At 45.4% G+C, this 16,290-nt stretch carries 17 protein-coding genes; 12 read left to right on the forward strand and 5 right to left on the reverse strand.

What is annotated here, in order from left to right:
* On the forward strand, positions 1-579 hold a 579-nt coding region (gene cobJ / locus F6K38_RS05400; protein WP_287356234.1), incomplete at its 5' end, for a precorrin-3B C(17)-methyltransferase.
* Positions 580-725: 146 nt separating this feature from the next.
* Here cobJ and F6K38_RS05405 read toward each other — a convergent pair.
* Positions 726-1,142: a Tery_1686 family protein gene (locus F6K38_RS05405; protein ID WP_008185450.1), complete on the reverse strand. Its 417-nt coding sequence runs from the start codon at positions 1,140-1,142 to the stop codon at positions 726-728.
* Between the two features lie 368 nt (positions 1,143-1,510).
* Here F6K38_RS05405 and bcmE point away from each other — a divergent pair, with 368 nt between their 5' ends.
* On the forward strand, positions 1,511-2,893 hold the full coding sequence (gene bcmE, locus F6K38_RS05410; RefSeq protein ID WP_008185449.1) for a thiamine pyridinylase: 1,383 nt from the start codon (positions 1,511-1,513) through the stop codon (positions 2,891-2,893).
* A gap of 202 nt (positions 2,894-3,095) precedes the next feature.
* On the forward strand, positions 3,096-3,941 hold the full coding sequence (locus F6K38_RS05415; protein ID WP_008185446.1) for an alpha/beta fold hydrolase: 846 nt from the start codon (positions 3,096-3,098) through the stop codon (positions 3,939-3,941).
* Between the two features lie 21 nt (positions 3,942-3,962).
* Here F6K38_RS05415 and F6K38_RS05420 read toward each other — a convergent pair whose 3' ends face one another.
* Positions 3,963-4,169, reverse strand: a complete 207-nt coding sequence (locus tag F6K38_RS05420; RefSeq protein WP_008185444.1) for a DUF433 domain-containing protein — start codon at positions 4,167-4,169, stop codon at positions 3,963-3,965.
* A gap of 1,104 nt (positions 4,170-5,273) precedes the next feature.
* Here F6K38_RS05420 and psbQ point away from each other — a divergent pair.
* The 6 genes from psbQ (at position 5,274) to F6K38_RS05450 (ending at position 10,655) form a co-directional block, all read left to right on the forward strand.
* Complete coding sequence (gene psbQ, locus F6K38_RS05425) at positions 5,274-5,774, forward strand: photosystem II protein PsbQ (protein ID WP_229414543.1); 501 nt, start codon at positions 5,274-5,276, stop codon at positions 5,772-5,774.
* 18 nt (positions 5,775-5,792) lie between these two features.
* Positions 5,793-6,929: an NAD(P)/FAD-dependent oxidoreductase gene (locus F6K38_RS05430; RefSeq protein ID WP_008185439.1), complete on the forward strand. Its 1,137-nt coding sequence runs from the start codon at positions 5,793-5,795 to the stop codon at positions 6,927-6,929.
* 243 nt (positions 6,930-7,172) lie between these two features.
* Positions 7,173-7,889 (forward strand): hypothetical protein, encoded by a 717-nt coding sequence (locus tag F6K38_RS05435; protein WP_229414541.1) that lies wholly within the window; start codon positions 7,173-7,175, stop codon positions 7,887-7,889.
* 29 nt (positions 7,890-7,918) lie between these two features.
* The gene (locus F6K38_RS05440) at positions 7,919-8,749 is read left to right on the forward strand and encodes a biotin--[acetyl-CoA-carboxylase] ligase (RefSeq protein WP_008185433.1); all 831 of its coding nucleotides are present in this window, start codon (positions 7,919-7,921) and stop codon (positions 8,747-8,749) included.
* Between the two features lie 96 nt (positions 8,750-8,845).
* On the forward strand, positions 8,846-9,151 hold the full coding sequence (locus tag F6K38_RS05445; protein WP_271970023.1) for a hypothetical protein: 306 nt from the start codon (positions 8,846-8,848) through the stop codon (positions 9,149-9,151).
* 10 nt (positions 9,152-9,161) lie between these two features.
* On the forward strand, positions 9,162-10,655 hold the full coding sequence (locus F6K38_RS05450) for a M23 family metallopeptidase (protein ID WP_008185431.1): 1,494 nt from the start codon (positions 9,162-9,164) through the stop codon (positions 10,653-10,655).
* A gap of 129 nt (positions 10,656-10,784) precedes the next feature.
* Here the strand turns inward: F6K38_RS05450 and F6K38_RS05455 are convergent, their stop codons facing one another.
* A complete protein-coding gene (locus F6K38_RS05455) occupies positions 10,785-11,750 on the reverse strand; it encodes a GDP-mannose 4,6-dehydratase (protein WP_071106964.1) in 966 nt (321 codons plus the stop codon).
* A 704-nt stretch (positions 11,751-12,454) separates the two neighbouring features.
* Between F6K38_RS05455 and F6K38_RS05460 the strand changes: the two genes are divergently transcribed.
* A complete protein-coding gene (locus tag F6K38_RS05460) occupies positions 12,455-12,805 on the forward strand; it encodes a hypothetical protein (RefSeq protein ID WP_287356236.1) in 351 nt (116 codons plus the stop codon).
* Between the two features lie 303 nt (positions 12,806-13,108).
* Here the strand turns inward: F6K38_RS05460 and F6K38_RS05465 are convergent, their stop codons facing one another.
* Positions 13,109-13,240, reverse strand: coding sequence for a hypothetical protein (locus F6K38_RS05465; protein WP_267871983.1), 132 nt, complete (start codon positions 13,238-13,240; stop codon positions 13,109-13,111).
* 290 nt (positions 13,241-13,530) lie between these two features.
* Between F6K38_RS05465 and F6K38_RS05470 the strand changes: the two genes are divergently transcribed.
* Together F6K38_RS05470 and F6K38_RS05475 are read left to right on the forward strand one after the other, a co-directional pair.
* Positions 13,531-15,174 (forward strand): SLBB domain-containing protein, encoded by a 1,644-nt coding sequence (locus tag F6K38_RS05470; RefSeq protein WP_008179654.1) that lies wholly within the window; start codon positions 13,531-13,533, stop codon positions 15,172-15,174.
* A gap of 338 nt (positions 15,175-15,512) precedes the next feature.
* On the forward strand, positions 15,513-15,713 hold the full coding sequence (locus F6K38_RS05475) for a type II toxin-antitoxin system HicB family antitoxin (RefSeq protein WP_008179652.1): 201 nt from the start codon (positions 15,513-15,515) through the stop codon (positions 15,711-15,713).
* A gap of 52 nt (positions 15,714-15,765) precedes the next feature.
* Here F6K38_RS05475 and F6K38_RS05480 read toward each other — a convergent pair whose 3' ends face one another.
* A complete protein-coding gene (locus tag F6K38_RS05480; protein ID WP_008179650.1) occupies positions 15,766-16,158 on the reverse strand; it encodes an SCO5389 family protein in 393 nt (130 codons plus the stop codon).
* Between the last annotated feature and the right edge of the window lie 132 nt (positions 16,159-16,290).

Raw genomic sequence — 16,290 nt, forward strand, 5'->3', positions numbered from 1 at the left:
ATTACCCAAGAAACCCAACGAGCAAAACGGGCTATTGAACTGGCTGAGTGGGGATTAACGGTAGCAGTGGTTTCCTCTGGTGACTGCGGTATCTATGGTATGGCGGGGTTAGTCCTAGAAGAATTGCGCTCTAGGGGCTGGGATGGTAAGACACCCCAGGTGCAAGTATTTCCTGGTATTACAGCCTTACAAGCTGCTGCCTCTCGTGTGGGAGCACCCCTGATGCATGATTTTTGTGCCATTAGTTTGAGTGACCTATTGACCCCTTGGCCAGTAATCGAAAAGCGTCTAGAAGCCTCAGCCGCAGCAGATTTTGTGACTGCGTTGTACAATCCGCGATCGCGTAATCGTACTGAGCAGATTGCGATCGCACAACGGATTTTTCTCAAGCATCGTAAGCCTGATACCCCTGTAGCCATTGTGGTTTCAGCCTATCGAGACGATGAAAACATCACTCTCACAACTCTTGACAAAATGCTGGAAATACCCATTGATATGCTAACTATGGTGCTAATTGGTAATCAAAGCACTGATATTCATCAGGATTGGATGATTACACCAAGGGGATATCAGATTTAAGGTTTAATGTTGAAGGTTTAAGGTTTAATGTTGAAGGTTTAAGGTTTAATGTTGAAGGTTGTTGGCTTTCGCGCAGCGTCGGCAAAGCCTAAAGCGTGGCCTTTTGGCCAAGGTTATTGGCTTGAAACCAGATTCAACAAGTTCAATCAGAGAAACAACTCAAACACCTGACGACAGAAATGTTTTAGCTTTTCCCCCACTTCAGCTGATGGCTGACAATTACCGATAATTTGCCAACGCTCCACTGTGGACAGTCGCCAAGCTTCTCCTTGATGGTTAAAGGCGGTCGCTTCCAAACCAATCAGCCGATGAGATTGATCCAAGTGGTCTTTATGAAACCGAATCTGTAACAAAATACTTCGACTTTGGAAGCGTCTACTCCAGCCAGGGAAGTGAAAACCAATGTCAATGGAGTTAGGATCCACCAGTTCTCGGGTTTCCGGGTCATTGGTCCAAGGCTTGAGGTCAGCCTTGGCATCAGGGAATTCAGACTTAAACAAATTCACAACAGCCGCAATTTTGGTGGTGACTTCTAAGCCGATTGCTTGTTCAGCTGCGTTCACGCCTAATCTCCTATGGTTAACTGCTAGTTAGTAACGTAATTTGTATCTTTTTATTACAACCTAAGATAAATCTACCCAATTATTTATAAAAATTTATACTTTTAGTGTAAAATTTAGTAATTTGATCAAAAGAAGAACCAAGTGTTCCAGGGTAAGCGCAAGAAAAATGAACTCATAATATGCTAGGGGAACCGATGTCAGAATAAAGGTTTCCAATGGTTCTTGGCTTCGATTCCCCCGGGTTACTCAACTCGAACAAGTCGGCAATCCTTGCCACTGCTGCCTGCTACTGATTGTCAACAAGTTCAGCAGGCACTGATTGATCCACGAGGGAAAAAAGGGGCTAGATATGTAGTGATGAAATAGTGATGAAAAAACTAATTAATTTCAGCTTGACCCTAATTTTAGCCTTGGCTATCAGTCTTCTAGGAATAGGAGAAGCATTGGCTACAGAGCTAAAGGTTGCACTGTATCCATACGTTCCTCGGCTTGAGCAATTCCAAACAGCAATACAAGCTGAATGGGATTTGGTTGAACCAAACGTTCCCTTGAATTTCGTTCCTTCGGAGGATTGGGATGGGGGTTACTCGAATAATCCTCCTGAAGATGCAGATGTTTATGTATTCGATGCCATGTTTTTCGACTACTTTCGCAGTAAAAACTGGCTCGAACCGATACAGGCTAGTGAAATCGACAACTTGGAGGACTTCGTTGAATACGCAATAGATGGGGTTAAGGTAGGTGGGGAGTATTACGCAATTCCCCAGCTTGGTTGTGCAAATATCTTATTTTATAGACAAGATGATCCAGCGATTGCCAATGCAACGAACCTAGATGAAATTCAGAGTGCTTTGTCTTCATGCACCTATACCAGCGAGATTCCCCCCGATATTCGGGGCATGATGCTTGATATGGCTGGTGGCACGACAAATGCTACTCTTTACCTAGACATTGCCCATAGCTTGACTGGAGAATATCCCTTCCCATTGCCTGAGAATGAATGCCAACTTAACTCCCAGGCGATAGACAACATGCAAGAGTTGCTAGGGATGGCAAGCTATGAGAATGCAACGGATTCTATGGAGCCCAAGCAGCAGCCCTACCAGCAGGCAGAGTGGTTTAGTAATGATTGGGGACGTGCACTCATGGGCTATACAGAAGCGATGTCAAACATGAGTGAAAACACACGGCAAAACATTGGCTTCAAGGTCATGCCGTTATCAGATCAAGATCAATCCTATCCAGAAGTTTTCTATGCTGATGTGATTGGTGTAAATACTACAACTAAAAACAGGGGGACACGTGACTTTGCTGTAAAGCTAGCTAATACGATGGCAGCCTCCACAACGATGATTGCAAGTATTGGAGCAGATGCAAGTCATCCCTATCCCCAGTATCTTATGGCCACTCGTCCCAGCATATTCCAGACTCTTGAGCAATCGTTCCCGCTTTATGGTGATATGTTTGGGCTCATCCAAGGTCAGAATATTATTATGTTCAAGGTGAATGATCAAAGCCGTAGCTGGCTAGGGAAAATGAAAAACACGATTCGTGAGAAGGCTAGGGAGAATTATTCTTGCGGCTGTGATTATCCAGCTATCGAACCTATTCTCAATAACACTTATGCTCCTGAGATTTGTGGAGATACATGTGCCGACCATGGCGCTTTTTGGAACGGTCAGTGGACCAATGCATACCCAGCTGCACAAGAAACATCTGTATGTGGTTGCAACACATGCCCCTTGCCATAAAAGTCTGGCACCTGAGTCCTCACTTGTCTAAATTCCCACTCAGGGGTAAGCTCATATAGCAATCCGAGCTGAAAAGTGAACAGTCACAGTTCTTACTCAAAACTCAGCACTCAGGACTGACGAACTATTTTCAAGGGAAGTATTGTTCACAAGTCGATCAGGATTGCCACACGACAAGCAACAGCGTAAAGGCAAAACAACCGTGTCCATCAGTGAACAATCTATAGAAGTCGGGTCTTGGGAATGGTTCTATCGGGAAGCTAAAGCCGTTGGCGATAGTAAACCAGTGCCAGTAGTACTGCTTCATGGCTTGCCATCCCAGAGTTTTTGCTGGTGTGAGATCATGCCAGATTTAGCTAAAGTAGGGTACGATGCGATCGCACCAGATTGGCTCGGTTCTGGATTATCCGCAAAACCGGATCGGCTTGACTTTCCTTACACACCAGATGCGTTCATTGAAGCCTTAGGCGATTTCCTTAAACAGCTGGAAATCGAAAGGTTTTCCTTAGTTGTCCAAGGCTTTCTCGCCTCAGTGGGACTTCAATATGCCTTGCGTCACTCAGACCAGATTGAGCGTCTAGTGATTCTCAATACACCTGTCTCGTCGGCTGCCAAGTTACCCAGCAAGATGCAGCAATGGGGATGGCCATTCATCGGAGATATGTTAACCCAAGACCCCCTGTTAGTTGACCGAAGTCTGGAAGGGGGGTCTCGCTATCGCATTGAAGACAAGTATTTAGATCTCTATCGCAAGCCTTTCCTCAAAAGCTCCGATCCTGGACGTTCTCTGGTAGCGACAATCAAGAATATCCAGATGAACAAGTGTATGGCAGAAATTGAATCAGGTTTCCGCAACTGGGACAAACCAACCTTAATTGTTTGGGGACTCAAAGACCCTTGGCTTCCGGTTGACCAAGCTGAGCAATTTGCTAATCAGCTTAAGAATGGGGAATTGGTGAAGCTGGAGGAAGCTGGACATTACCCTCAGGAGCATTGGTCGAAGGAAATTAGTGAAATACTGGTGCCGTTTCTAAGACGCAAAGCTTGAATTTTTCAGTATCCGTGGCAATTAAACGATGTCGCGATCAGCAGCAAATTCTAGGCAAGCTTTAATGTCTGTTTCGGTCAATTCTGGAAAGTCATCGACAATTTCGGCGTGAGACATACCAGCTGCTAGCCAGCCTAAAACGTCATCAACTGTTATGCGCATCTGTCGAATACAAGGTTTACCACCTCGCTTATCCGCTTCGGTGGTAATAATATTGCGATCGCTCATTGGAGTTTTAGGGAGTAGGGAGTAGGGAGTAGGGAGTAGGGAGTAGGGAGTAGGGAAGAGTAGAAAAGAGAGCCAAAGATTTTTTAGTACTATAAATCACATTTTGTTTTATGATAGCTTGGTAGAATATCTTGTGATCAGGGTTGGCGAATTTATTTCATCATTACTTAGCTTAAGCCTTAGTCAATATTTCCATCAGTAACGATTGCTGAACTAGTAATATAGTCTTATTTGACTTGATTTTAATTAAAACTAAAAATCCGTCATGATCGAGAAATTAATAATTGTTATCCCAATTATTAGCTTTTACCATGATACCAATCAATTTGATATTCTCAACTTCAAACCAATTCTAATTTTTGTATAAACTTGTTAATCTGACATTTATACAGCTCAGATACAAGCTTGAGAAAGGCAAACAGCAGTCAGTAGCTTCTACCTGAGCAGCTCGTGAATTAATTAGTATGTCGCCAACCAAGATCTTGCTGAAAGTAGTGCTTGGGTTGGTAAGCTTTGATGCAATCAGTGGTCAAGGTGCCCTATTGGGTATTAAACTTTTCGTTTGATGTGACCAATATTGGGTTATAGTACTTGACCAAAAATTTTGGGTTTAAAGCCCCGTTATTATAGGACGGCTTTTAAGTAAAGTGTGATAGAATAAACATGTAGCCTAGTACAGGCAGGATTCGTCGGTACTGCCAATTTAAAACAACGACGTAAAGCGATACTAGTACACGAGGAGCGCGCATACCTCGCCAAAACGCATGGATCTTAACAGATACCGAAACCCCAGTAAAATAAAATTTTAAAACTAAACGTACCGTGGGGCACACGGGAACGGGGGAGACCCAACGCTTAGGGAGATAAGCCCACGCTCGTTTAGTTAAATTAGGCTCGATATGCGCGTTTTTAAACGGGTATTTGGCTTAAGTACTGCCTTTGCTGGATAACTAATTTTAGCGATGCAGAGGTGCGACCCGTGGCGAATTTAATTCGCCTACGGAAAGCGCACCTAAGCGGTCTTGGGGGTTTCCCCCATGAGCGACTGCATCAAGACAAGGCGTGTCGTAGAACTAAGAATCCCCGCTCATAAGCTGGCGGGGAGTGTCAAGAACCTTAAGTAGTTTTCCCGAGAGGTTGGCTAGCGAACAAACAATGATGATGAGAAGTTATCGGTCTATTCTGACTGTGATTCTGGCAATGGTGATGACCTTTTTGGTCAGCTGTGGTAGCCCAAGTGCCACCACCGCTCCTACCTACACCCCTGAAAAAATTGCCCAAATCCAGACAAGTGCTACTAGAGTGCTTGAGCTTCGCGAGAAAATGCCAGTTCTCGAAGCCAACATTCAAGACGAAAACTGGGTAGATATTAGTTCATTTATCCATGGTCCGTTAGGAGATCTAGGGCGCAGCAGTAACTATCTGGCTGGTCAACTTCTTCCCAAAGACCAGAAAGCAGCCAAGCAAGCGGCTGAAGTATTGTTGAAATCTTTGGTGAAAATTGATGAAGCTTCTGTAGAGCGCAACTCCCAGCTAGCACTCAAAAACTACGAAGCAGCCTTGAAAAAATTTGATAACTTTTTGGAACTAATTCCCACTAGTTAAAAAGTTATCGATAAAATTGTGAGTAAAGTCGCTATTATTGGATGCGGTATCGTTGGAGCAGCGATCGCATATGAACTTAGTCGGGTAAATGGGCTAAGTATCACTGTGCTCGACCAGCATCTGCCAGCACAAGGCTCTACTGGTGCTGCTTTAGGGGTACTGATGGGTGCCATTAGTAAAAAAGTCAAGGGTAGGGCGTGGCAGCTGCGACAAGTCAGTATCCAGCGCTATCAGACCCTGATTCCTGAATTAGAGGCACTCACGGGATACCAGATTCCAGTCAATCGCAACGGTATCTTGAAGCTGTGTTTGCCTGGAGAGGACTTGGCCTCTTGGGAAAAACTAGTACAAACTCGCCTCACCCAAGGTTGGCAATTAGAAATTTGGGATGTTCCCCAAGTTAAGCACCGTTGCCCTCAGCTGAGTCAAGATAAATTTATTGCTGGAATCTATTCTCCCCAAGACCTACAAATTGATCCAACTGCCCTAACCCAAGTATTAGTGGCTGGTGCTGAGGCCAATGGGGTTAGGTTTAATTTTGGAATCACAGTTAAAGGCTTTGAATCCATAGGTTCCGATCTCAACAATTCTCTCAATTGCTCCCAAATCTCTACTGATTCTGGAACCCTAGAGATAGATTGGCTAGTAGTGGCTGCTGGGTTGGGTTCATCTGGGCTGATTAAGATGCTCCAACCACAAGACTTGCAAGTTAGTCGAGATCTGCCTCTGACTCTCAAACCAGTACTGGGACAAGGAGTAAAATTGCGGCTGCCACAGCCCATGGGATATGAAGATTTTCAGCCAGTGATTACTCGTGATGATGTTCATATTTTGCCAGTAGGTAAGCAAGACTACTGGGTGGGCGCAACAGTTGAGTTTCCCGATGATGCAGGTAATGTAGAAGCACAACCAGCCTTACTGGAGGTGGTCAGACAGAATGCGATCGCATTTTGCCCTGCTCTAGCCACAGCAGAAATTATCCACACATGGTACGGGTTACGCCCTCGTCCAGAAGGACGACCTGCCCCTGTTATTGATCAACTGCCTGGTTACAATAATGTTTGGCTAGCAACAGGTCATTATCGCAATGGTGTACTCCTTGCTCCGGCTACCGCACAAATAATTCGGGAAGAAATTATTGACTCAGGAAAATAGCTAGAGGTGCGACCCGTGGCGAATTTAATAATTAGATGCGGAAAGCGCACCTATTGTTTTTGTTGAGAGTTACTATTGAGATTTAACAGTTAACCGTCAATCGTCAAAAAACAGCGATCAATTAAAATATATAGGTTAAATGTTCATTAACTGATCAACTAATTGTTTTGTAGGAGGCGCGGCGCAACCTCTCAGGTTTAACCCCAATGGGGTGTCAGGGGAGTATCCAGCCGTGAATTTTTGATGAAATCTCGATGGTTAATCACGAGTTTGCTGATGGTGCTGATGAGCTGTAGCCCGTCGCCTACTCCATCAACTAAGAAAACACCGGTTTCCCAACCGATGCCAAGCCCGCCTAATTTAGAGGACACATCTAAATCTGGCAGTTCAAAGTCCACAACCAAACTGTCTCCACCAGCATCAGATGCCTTTACTATCTCTCCTAAAGGAATTGGACCGGCTAAGTTGGGAATGACCTTGGGACAGCTGAAACAATCCCTAGGGGATAAAGCAAAATTTGAGGTGAAGTCACCGTTTATTGTCGGTTTCGATGCGATCGCAGTTATCCAATCAGGACAACCCCAATACTATATTCTTTACCCGATGGGAACACCTATGGGTAATTCAACCGTAATGGAAGCGTTATTCACCACAAATCCTAACTATCGCACCACCAAAGGTGTTGGCCCTGGCACACCCCTCAAACTAGCTGAGCAAACTTACGGTGATGCTACCTTGTCCTTTAACTATGCCAGCGAGTCTCGGGAATACGTCAATTTTGCCAACCTATCGGAAGATATAGCCTTTCGCATGGGAGTAGCCGTCAATGATACTAATAATCAGTTTTCTGGCCTTTATGCTTCACCATTGAAAGAATATAACCAAACCCAGAACTATCGCGACTCAGCGACAATTAAATCTCTAGAAGTCTATTGCCGAGATAAATGTCCTTCACGCTAGATAATCATTTACGTGAGCTTATCATTTAAATGAATAAAAGCTCATTTAATCAACAAGCGTTTGAAATTGCTCTGGAAGCAGTAAGGGAACAGTTGCCCCTCAACTCCCCAGCCATGGGGCAATTTCCACCAATTCCTCTACAGGTCTTTGACACTCTCCCATCCACTAACCAAACCCTTTGGGAATTGCTCAACCAAGGTGCAACAGTTCCCACCATGGTTATTGCTGGGCAACAGACAGCAGGGCGGGGACAGTGGGGACGACAATGGCAATCTCCAAAAGGTGGACTCTACTTATCCTTAGCTTTAGCTCCCAAGTTACAGGCATTGGACAGCGCCCAGCTAAGCATGTGTAGTGCTTGGGGAATTGCTACAGCTTTGAGAGCTTACGCTATGCCTGTGTCTCTGAAGTGGCCAAATGACCTACTACTTAAGGGACGCAAACTCGGAGGTATTCTAACAGAAACCCGTGTCAAACAGGGTCAAATTACCAAAGCCGTTGTGGGTGTCGGAATTAACTGGAGCAATGAAGTGCCGGAATCTGGCATCAATTTGCGCTCATTTTGGCAACCCGAGTCCTATGCCACTGTGACTTCTATAGAAATGCTGGCTGCGATTGTTTTACAAGGACTACTGTCCGGATATCAACTCTGGTCAGAGGAAGGAATGAATAGTTTGCTACCACGATATCTAGCGCTATTCAATTATCAAGGAAGCCAGGTCATGGTAGAAGGAAATCCAGGCATCATAACAGGGGTAACCCCTAGGGGCGAACTGCGAGTGCATCTACACGATACTCCGACCCCAAAAGAAATTTTGCTCAAGCCCGGTACAATCAGTCTTGGCTATCGTAGTTGTTGAGAACTCTTACGGTTAAGGGTCAAATGTTAAGCATCAACTAATCAACAAAACAGGAATTATGGCGTTGCTTAATAATGGAATGATTTTAATAGTTTTGTGGAATGGGCATCTTGCCCGTTCCTGACGGTGCGCACCTATAGCGAATTTAATTCGCCAACGGTCGCACCTGTGGCATGGGCATCTTGCCGTGGCATGGGCATCTTGCCGTGGCATGGGCATCTTGCCGTGGCATGGGCATCTTGCCGTGGCATGGGCATCTTGGTGGAACAGGCATCTTGCCCGTTACAGTTTCCGGGCGGGCAGGATGCCCACTCTACTCCTATTCATTCCAAGACTGACGCAACGCCGGAATTATGGCTGATGGCTGAGCCGAGCGAGTATAACTGTGTAGTAATTATTTAGTGAGTCGTAAATGACCAAAGAAAACTCCCCTGGTAGCACCCTGTATAGCATTTTCTACCGATGCCCAAAACTCATCCATGGACTGAGTGTGATGAGTAGTATTGGTGTCCTCAGCAGCGGTATGGTTGTGGCCAAAACTCAGTCACCCATAGAAGCTGTATCAGTCAACACCACTACCAAATCTATAACGGAAGCAGCATTTGATCCAACTCTTATTGCTGCTTTGCCTAAACCTACACCCCCAAGCTCCTTTGCTGTGCCAGCTGTGCCAGTGGCCAAACCAGCCCCAGCAAAAGCTGCTTCAAAACCAGTAGCAGCAACCAAGGTCACTAAACCCATTGCCCCACGAGCACCAAAAGTTGCCCGGAAATCAGTAGCTCCCTCGGTGCCTATCCAGGTTAAGAAACCGATTGCTCCACCAGCTAGGAAATCTGTCCGGACAAAAGCGATCGCAGTCAAACGAGTACAGCGTAGAACCCAATTCTCTGTACCAGCTAAAGCCACTGTCGCCAAGCCACCGAAAGTCAAGCTCAATCCAGTAGCATTACAGCCTAGAGTTCCAAAAACCGCTGCTAAAAATAGCTATATTGACCGCACAAACTACAATGTTGGTGCCACTAAACGGTACACTCGCCCCTCGGCAGTTGTTTTAACTGAACGGTCAAGGGGTTGTCGGACTGTAGCCAGAAATGGGCAACTCAGGGGGAATTGTGGTGTTGCCCCGAGGCGTCAACCAATTGCTATCTCTGGAAGTAGACGGAACCGTAGAGTAACTCAATTACCCAGACCACGAGTAATTAGTACTCAAACTGCTAGATATAATCCGGTTCGACCAGTCAGATATAATTCATATAATTCAGTTCAACCGGTCAGATTTAATCGAGTCAAACCTGCCAAGAGTCGTCCAGCTAAATGGGTTCCTCGTGGGATTAGCGTTGCTCGGCGGAATCGGTCTGTCAGGAAACTTCCTACAGCCTTAGCCTACTACAATCTCACCCAACGACCCTTAGGACTGGCCAATTTCAGGCAATCCAGCTTTGTGTTCCCCGTAACGATTCCTTCTGCCATTAGCTCCCTATTCGGCTGGCGGACTCATCCGATTTCCGGTAATCGCCGTTTCCACGCTGGTACAGATATAGCAGCACCCCTAGGTACTCCAGTTGTTGCTGCCGCTGATGGTGAAGTAGTAACAGCTGACTTCTTAGGTGGCTACGGTTTGACCGTTATGGTGCGCCATGAGGAAGGTACCCAAGAAAGCCGCTACGCTCACCTATCAGAAATCTTTGTCCAACCTGGGGAATGGGTACAAAAAGGAACTGTAATTGGGCGGGTTGGCAGCACCGGTAATTCTACTGGTCCCCACCTACACTTTGAATGGCGGCATGCCACTCCCCAAGGCTGGGTAGCAGTGGATGCTGGCTCCCATTTGAAGTATTCTTTAGGTCAACTAGTCCAAGCCCTACAGGTAGCCCAAAATACCTCCTTTTCCCTACGAGGATTTTAGGCTGGTGATCGGGTGATCGGGTGATGGGGTGATCGGGTGATGGGGTAATGGGGACAGAGTTATATCAGCAGCACCAGTTATATCACCGTCTCAGTCCCCAGTCCCTTTTTCCCCTTTACCCTTTACCCTTTACTTAGACAAACTCTCCAACCGAGCTTCCACCATCATTCGCACCACATCCGGCATTTTGTATTGGGCTTGCCAGCCTAACTTATCCCTTGCCTTAGCTGGGTTAGATTTCCCTAAAGCCAAATCAGTCGGTCGGAATAAGTTGCTATCGGTCACCACATGCTCTTGCCAGTCCAAGTCAACTGTAGCAAACGCCGTTGCCACGAAATCTTCTAATTTATAACTCTCCCCTGTCGCTATTACATAATCATCTGGCTGGTCTTGCTGTAGCATTAAATACATTCCTTCAACATATTCAGGAGCCCAACCCCAGTCACGCTGAATTGCCATATTGCCCAAACGAAGCTTCTCTTGACTACCGTTAGCAATCCGACAAGCAGCACTAACAATTTTTTGGGTCACAAATCGTTCTGGTCGTAGGGGAGACTCATGATTAAATAAAATACCAGAGCAGGCAAATAACCCATAGGCTTCACGGTAGTTAGCTACTTCCCAAAACGCTGCTGCTTTAGCAACACCATAGGGACTTCTGGGACGAAAGGGAGTCTGTTCATCAGCGGCTTTGTCTCCAGTATCCCCAAAGCACTCACTAGAACTAGCATTATAGAGTTTAATGGGAGCACCAGTAAAGCGAATTGCCTCTAGTAAATTAATCGTGCCAGTCGCTATGCTTTCTAGGGTTTCTACCGGTTGTCCAAAAGACAAACCCACTGAACTTTGCCCAGCCAAGTTGTAAACTTCATAGGGTTGGAATTTTGTCAGCACTTGCAATACACTACGAAAATCCGTCAGTGTCATTGATTCCAACTTAACTTGGTCTCGGATACCCAAATACACCAAGTTCCTAAAGGAGGACATTTGAGCATCCCGTGATGTGCCACAGACAGTATAGCCTTTGTCTAAGAGCAATTTTGCTAAATAGGCTCCATCCTGACCAGATACTCCACAAACCAGTGCCTTTTTCATTAACTTTTCTCAGGAAATAAACGATTCATGTCATGTTAATATTAACTATCCATGTTAGATATCATGAATCGAAGTGTACACTATAATAAAGAACAATAATGCTAATTGATAGCCCTGAGCGACAGTCTTTTAAATTTAGTTAATTATCCTAGATTGTCGATAATTATGGCTAAGGCTAAGTTGTTTAGGGATATAAATAGGGATAGATATAAATAGAGATAAAAATTAACGTTACGTTCGTCAAACTATAAACCGGAGGCAAGAGCTAAAAAAAAATAGAGATAATTAAGTTGATTACCTAGGTGAATTACCCCATAACTTCAAACATCACTTATAATTATTTTGATTATAACTATTGTAAAACTATTTTGTTGATACTGTTTTCGTAAATTTTTATTTACTGTAACCTTTTCCCGACAACGGCGACAAATTATCTTGTGTTATTAAATAACTTTGGTTCTATTTTAAATCGTCACAAAAAAAAATAATACCCCCTTCTGTCTTGATGAATGGCAAGCTACTAGTCAAGTATAACCTGCTGACTTAGAGTTGGCAAAGGGGAACAGATTGGTGTCAGTGCTATTATGTGGGTATTAAGAATTAAGTATGACTAATTACTTATAGCAGCAGTTGGTCAGATGGGGAACTTTCCAGCTACGAGTATCCTCTAAGTAGAACAAACCGATATAGCGCTTTTTCTCCTCATGAGGTACACATATTTTTTTCCCTCTTCCCTGCTCCCTGCTCCCTGCTCCCTGCTCCCTGCTCCCTGCTCCCTGCTCCCTGCTCCCTGCTCCCTGCTCCCTGCTCCCTGCTCCCTGCTCCCTGTTCCCTGCTCCCTGCTCCCTTCAGTAGAACCAACTGATATTGCGCGTTTTCTCCTCATCAGGTACACATACCTTCTTCCCTCTTCCCTGCTCCCTGCTCCCTGCTCCCTGCTCCCTGCTCCCTGCTCCCTGCTCCCTGCTCCCTGCTCCCTGCTCCCTGCTCCCTGCTCCCTGCTCCCTGCTCCCTGCTCCCTGCTCCCTAAAACCAAAAAAATTGTACCTTACTAGATTAAAAACCGCTATAACGGATATTTAACAATGTCGCTCTACCAGGCTAATCTATGTCTTCACCAATTGTCAGTTGTCAATTGTTATTATTGACGCAACCACAATCAGAGACGTCATAGTAGTGAGTGCGCTTTACCTATAGGTTGCCTATCAAGAGATGAAACACTAGACCAGATCAAGCTCACCAATAACCGTAAGCATATGCGCTACGCGCACGCTGCTTGAGGTGCCGTCAGCGGTCAGCCGTCAGCTTTTAGCTCACGCTACGGGAACAGCTTTCCATAACTCAGATTAAACTAATGCTTACCTGTTGTCTTGATGCAATAGCGAGTGGGGGAAACCACGGCAGTCGCTCATGGGGGAGACCCCCTTTGGCCGCGCTGCCTCCCCAAGACCGTAATGGTGCGTTTTCCGTAGGCGAATTAAATTCGCCACGGGTCGCACCTCTGCATCGCTTATTCAAAAGCTGTTCCCTTTGCTTACCCTATGCCCATAAGCACCTCAAGTAGCCTGTCCATAGCCCATAAGCTGATAACTGATAGCTGATACGCGACACGCTGATAGCTGAATGCTTACAAATAACCAATTACACATGACAGGCCAAGGGAAGCGTCAATGAACCCTAAACAACCCTAAACAGATTGGTGAGGTGGCTTGAGTCACAACATATTCCGGATTTTCTGAACAATTTAGTGTGTCTTTATCTAGCAAGAGTCAATATGTTTATGAACAATACAGTTAACCCAGGAAAAAAAAGACCCCTTGATATTTTAAGCGAAATTGCTAAGAATCACAGTAGTCTACAACCACGATTGACTAGACCAGTGGTGGGTGTAAGCTTACTGGTGGTTTCCGCTATTACCCTACCTAAACCTAGCCTAGCTCAAATCCCTTCAATCAAGGTACCAGCTCCACCATCCCCGATCGAGGTACCAGCTTCAACATCCCCGATCGAGGTACCAGCTCCACCATCCATTGCTGACTTCATTAAGGTGAATCAGAGTAACACGGTATCAGCAGCCACACCCCCTGTGCGTAACTCTTTACCACCAGACAGAGCTTATACCCTTGATGCTGGAGATGTTCTTAATCTGAATATCTTTGATGTTGATGAATACAGTGGTCAGTATCAAGTACTGGTGAACGGTTCCCTTAACTTACCCTTGATTGGTAGTGTATTTGTAAGGGGAAAAACTCTCGATCAAGCTAGCGAACTCGTCACCAGTGCCTTTTCAGTTTACATCAAACGCCCAGTAGTTTCCTTGAGTCTGGTGAAACCCCGTCCTTTAAAAATTTCCGTGGCTGGGGAAGTGAGTCGCCCTGGAGCCTACACCATGGGTCTGAATGAAGGACAGCAATTTCCCTCCCTGACTCAAGCGATTAATTTGGCTGGGGGGGCTACCCTAACAGCAGACGTTAAGCAAGTAGAACTTCGGCGTCGTGAAGGCTCTGGGCAGCGCAATACTTATTATATCAATCTCCAGCAATTGATTAACAGAAGTGATATCAGGCAGGATGTTACCTTGCGGGATGGGGATGAAATCTTGCTCCGAACTACTACTGCTATCAACCCAGAGGAAACCCGTCTATTGTCCAATGCCAGTTTTGCAGCTAATGCCAGCCGTCCGATTCAAGTGGCTGTGGTCGGGGAAGTGATTAACCCAGGAGCTTATGTGGTCAAGGGAGAAACTCTGGGTAATAACAACATTAACATCGGTAGTGCTGATATCCGTAGCACCAATGCACCACCAACTGTAACCCAAGCGATCGCGATCGCTGGAGGCATTACCCAAGACGCTAACGTTCGCCAAGTTAAAGTGCGACGTTTGACCCAAGGGGGTACACAACAAGAAATTGCCTTGGATTTTTGGCAATTGTTGCGACAGGGTGACCTCTCTCAGGATATCCTCTTAAAGGAGGGAGATACAATTCTTGTTACCAAAGCTGACGAAATTGCTCCAGAGGTAGCATTGGCATTAGCAGATTCCAACCTTTCTGCTGCTGCCATCCCGGTCAATGTGGTTGGTCAAGTTCAACGACCTGGTAATGTGGAAGTCAAGCCCAATTCTCCTCTGAATGAAGCCTTGCTTGCCGCTGGGGGATTTGATGACGTTCGTGCTGAAAAGGGTTCTGTCGAATTAGTTCGCCTGAATCGCAATGGCACAGTTGAAAAAAGAGAAATTGAAATCGATTTTACTGCTCCAGTTAACGAGGAAACTAATCCCACCTTGCAGCCTAATGATGTGATTATTGTTAAACGGGATGGTGCAGCACAAACTGCGGACAACGTCGAAAGGATTTCCAGACCTGCTAGCGGTATTTTCAACCTAATTGAATTACCGATTAGATTATTTAACCTTCTATTCTAGTTTAGCTGTCAGCGATCAGTATTAAGCATTCAGCTTATTTGCTGACCGCTGATGCTTTGTAAGCATATGCGCTACAGATGGTGCTACTTGAGGTGCGGTCAGCGGTCAGCGGTCAGGGTTCAGCTATCAGCTATCATGCTTAAAATCAACCTATGCAGGCCTATGGCCACGCTACGAGAACGGGAGATTTTAATAGTTCGAGATTAATGAGAATTGAAAGTCTGGGCAAAAGCCCTTGGCCTGTGGCCAAAGCTTAGCTCTTTTATTCAAAAGCTGACAGCTGACCGCTGAGGGCTGAATGCTGACCAATTTTAATACTGAGTTTAGAGAGAAGTCTGATGAAATGGAGAGTGATTCTTGAGCCTGATCTAGATAACGGAGACTGGGCAGCTTGGTGCCCCGAACTTCCTGGTTGTACTTCCTGTGGTGAAACTAAAGTAGAAGCACTAGAAAATATGCGTGAGGCTATTCAGCTTTACCTTGAACCTGCACCCCTTGAGCTGGCTGAAGGTTCTGTCACTTGTGAGGTTACTATTTAATGATATCTATTTTCACGCCTAGGCTCTAGTAGCTAGAGCCTCTGGCCTAGTTTTAACAATGGATCAGTTCTGGTGTCTGGTTCAGAATTTGACTGCGAATAGAAATAAAGTCCTGATAAGCCGGTGATTCTAAAGCTTCTGGACGAAATATAGCGGTTTTGTGGCAGTTTTGAAATGCTAACTTGATGCCGAAATAACGTTCCACTGCACCACGAATCGCATCCCCACCTATCATCCGCAATAGCTGGGCTCGATCTTGCTCAGTTGGTGGTGGTACCGAATGCTCTACCCATTCCGCTTGACCCTGTGCCAAGCGCTTGGCCAGGTCTTCCACAATTCCAAAGGCATAAGGTAACGATTGCCTGATGCTCTCAATAAAAGCTTCTTGATTAACCTCACCCTCCTGTGCCTGCTTCAACAGCTCTGGAGTAATGTTCAGTGACATAGGCTTTTCCTTGATATCCCTAATGAAGAAAATAGTTATCAGAGGTTCACACTTAGTTGGCTGAACCTCCCAGGGAACAGTCTATCGTGATAATGATTCTTTTTATTGTTAATAATAATCATTATTAGTAAA

Source organism: Moorena sp. SIO3B2 (assembly GCF_010692525.1).
GTDB lineage: Bacteria > Cyanobacteriota > Cyanobacteriia > Cyanobacteriales > Coleofasciculaceae > Moorena > Moorena producens.

Excerpts from the sequence above, each read along its gene's own strand:
- F6K38_RS05450 (WP_008185431.1), top strand. The coding sequence starts at position 9,162 with ATGACCAAAGAAAACTCCCCTGGTAGCACCCTGTATAGCATTTTCTAC.
- F6K38_RS05455 (WP_071106964.1), bottom strand. The coding sequence starts at position 11,750 with ATGAAAAAGGCACTGGTTTGTGGAGTATCTGGTCAGGATGGAGCCTAT.
- F6K38_RS05470 (WP_008179654.1), top strand. The coding sequence starts at position 13,531 with ATGAACAATACAGTTAACCCAGGAAAAAAAAGACCCCTTGATATTTTA.
- F6K38_RS05460 (WP_287356236.1), top strand. The coding sequence starts at position 12,455 with ATGAGGTACACATATTTTTTTCCCTCTTCCCTGCTCCCTGCTCCCTGC.
- F6K38_RS05420 (WP_008185444.1), bottom strand. The coding sequence starts at position 4,169 with ATGAGCGATCGCAATATTATTACCACCGAAGCGGATAAGCGAGGTGGT.
- F6K38_RS05475 (WP_008179652.1), top strand. The coding sequence starts at position 15,513 with ATGAAATGGAGAGTGATTCTTGAGCCTGATCTAGATAACGGAGACTGG.
- F6K38_RS05480 (WP_008179650.1), bottom strand. The coding sequence starts at position 16,158 with ATGTCACTGAACATTACTCCAGAGCTGTTGAAGCAGGCACAGGAGGGT.
- F6K38_RS05440 (WP_008185433.1), top strand. The coding sequence starts at position 7,919 with ATGAATAAAAGCTCATTTAATCAACAAGCGTTTGAAATTGCTCTGGAA.
- bcmE (WP_008185449.1), top strand. The coding sequence starts at position 1,511 with ATGAAAAAACTAATTAATTTCAGCTTGACCCTAATTTTAGCCTTGGCT.
- F6K38_RS05435 (WP_229414541.1), top strand. The coding sequence starts at position 7,173 with ATGAAATCTCGATGGTTAATCACGAGTTTGCTGATGGTGCTGATGAGC.